General features: G+C 65.2%; 3 protein-coding genes. All 3 read left to right on the plus strand.

The annotated features are described in order from the left end of the window. Positions 1–261 precede the first annotated feature (261 nt). The 3 genes from G446_RS20185 to G446_RS18920 are packed head-to-tail and all read left to right on the plus strand — an operon-like array spanning position 262 to position 2,101. Positions 262–750: a hypothetical protein gene (locus G446_RS20185; RefSeq protein ID WP_156916686.1), complete on the plus strand. Its 489-nt coding sequence runs from the start codon at positions 262–264 to the stop codon at positions 748–750. Between the two features lie 3 nt (positions 751–753). Beyond that, positions 754–1,098 (plus strand): hypothetical protein, encoded by a 345-nt coding sequence (locus G446_RS0113350; RefSeq protein ID WP_026410506.1) that lies wholly within the window; start codon positions 754–756, stop codon positions 1,096–1,098. A 22-nt stretch (positions 1,099–1,120) separates the two neighbouring features. After that, entirely contained in the window at positions 1,121–2,101 is a 981-nt protein-coding gene (locus G446_RS18920) for a hypothetical protein (protein WP_156916689.1), read from the plus strand. Positions 2,102–2,214 lie beyond the last annotated feature (113 nt).

Genomic DNA, 2,214 nt, shown 5'->3' on the forward strand with positions numbered 1-2,214 from the left:
TACCTGGCCCGTATCCGCCGCCAGCAGCAGACCCGCGAGTAGACCCGCCCTCAACGCAGACAAACCCCGAGGTCCACACGGAAGGGCATTCCGGGAGCGTCTGGAGAACTCCCCGGATGCGACACGACGATGACCCAACGCCCACTGAATCTTCGCGGGTCTCATCATGAGTTCGCCCTCATTTTGTCGCGGGAAGAGACTCTCCCCGAGTCCGGAGGGCTCCGTTCGCCCCACGTCCGGCCGGCCGGGCGCGCCCGGACGGTGCACAACATCGAGGTCGACACCACCCACGCCTACTACGTCGCCACCACCACCGGCACCTGGACCCTCGCCCACAACGGATGCACCTGGGACGAGAGCGCCGCCCGCTGGCGCGACACCGAAACCGGACAATTCACAACGGCTCCGAGCGATCCCAGTGGACTGGTTTCTAATGGTCGAATCAACTACAATGACATCGTTAAACTCGGCGAGGTCAATGGCGTGACAATCAAGGAAACCTGGGGGCAAGGAGGAAGAGTTAAGATCTATGCGAGCAGACCGGTGTCTTCGCACACGCATGGTGCACAGCCTGACCCCAACCTTCCGACAGGAAACTCTACCACCGGTCCGACAACAATGATTCGCGACAAGAGTACTCGATCGAATTACGCCACGTTCGGGAGATGGGTGAAGTTTGCCAGATATCCTAACGAATCTCATATTCCCACCGACAATTGGCCGTTCGAGAACAATCCTAGGAGCCAGTAGATCGTGTTCCGTTCACTTGACGACCTGACCGACCTTCCGTACATAGTATCGATTCGGCAGGAGGAGGAGATCATCAAGTTACTCATGAGCATGCCGCTCGATTATTTGCGACAAAATTATGAAGCATTCGACGACGCCGTGGATGTGCTGATGGTATCTCACATCGATGTGGGATACGCGCATGTCACCGAGGAGAATGAGGCGCTGTTCCTCGAGTTCTCAAGATGGTTGCCCGCGACGTACGAGGTGCTGGGCCACCCGAAACCGGCCTCGGACGGCATATTCGCTATGCGCTACGAGACGCTTCGACGGTGGAGAGAAGACGGGATCCCGCCTTCTGGTGAATAGATCTCCGAAAAGAGGGGGCGGCGTGACTGTGGTTGGGGGTGCTGTGGAGGAGGTCGGCCGTCTCGTGTGGGAGGCGGAGGCGGCCGACATCCCCCCGGTGAGCGGCGACGGTGCCGTGGGCGTGCTGGGGCGGTGGTTGGACGGCGCCGATGCCGGGCGGGCCGAGGACGCCCTTCTGGCCTCCTACCACCTGTACGACAAGGATCTGCTCGCGCTGGCCCCCGCCATCGCCCGGTGGGTGGGGGTGGGGCCGGTGTCCGCGCACGTCCGGCGCCTGCTGGGCATGGTCCCGGTCAAGGAGTTGCGTCCGGTGCTCGTGCCCGCCCTCGCCGCCCGCCTCCGGGAGGAGCCCGATCCCCACGGCCCCCTCCACAGCGCCTGCACCGACCTGCTGGAGCACCTGGGACTGGAGGACCAGACCCGCCTCCTGACCGACCCGGACTTCCACGGGTCCCGCACCCCGCCGCCCGAAGCTCCCGGAGAACCGGGCGACGACGGGCCTGGGCCGGCCGATGAGGGGGCGATCGCGCAGGCCGTGAGACGGTCCGCTCACTTCATGCGGCGGGCGGTCGTGGCGGCCGCGCCCCTGGCGGGGAACCCCGACGTCGTCGCCCTGATCGAAGGGTGGCTCGGCACCTGGGGCGGAGAGCACTATCTGGACTCCCTCCGGGCCGTCTACATGCTCCCCGACGACGATCTGCTCGCCCTCGTACCGGTTATCGTGCGGTGGGTCGACGTCGACCGCGTGGCCCCCCACCCCCGGCGGTTGTTGTGCATGCTCCCGATCAGCAGGCTCCGCCCGGTGCTTGTGCCCGCGGTCTTCTCCCAGCTGCGCGAGGACCCCGAGGTCGACGACCTCTCCTGGTGGTCGTACGCCGACCTCCTGGACGACATCGGCCTGAAGAACGAGGTCCGCCGCATCGCCGACCTCGCCCTGACCCACGAGGACCGTCTCGTGCGAGCCATGGGAAAAGAGATCGTCGAGGACCTCCTGCAGGATTAGGCGTCTCGCGGACCGGGTCGCGCCGGCGGGCTCTGGTCTACGATGCGGCCGGGCAGTTGGTGTCCGCCGGTGGCGGCGGCGCGGTGGAGACGCGATTCGTTTACGATGCGGCG

Source organism: Actinomyces dentalis DSM 19115, assembly GCF_000429225.1.
GTDB lineage: Bacteria > Actinomycetota > Actinomycetes > Actinomycetales > Actinomycetaceae > Actinomyces > Actinomyces dentalis.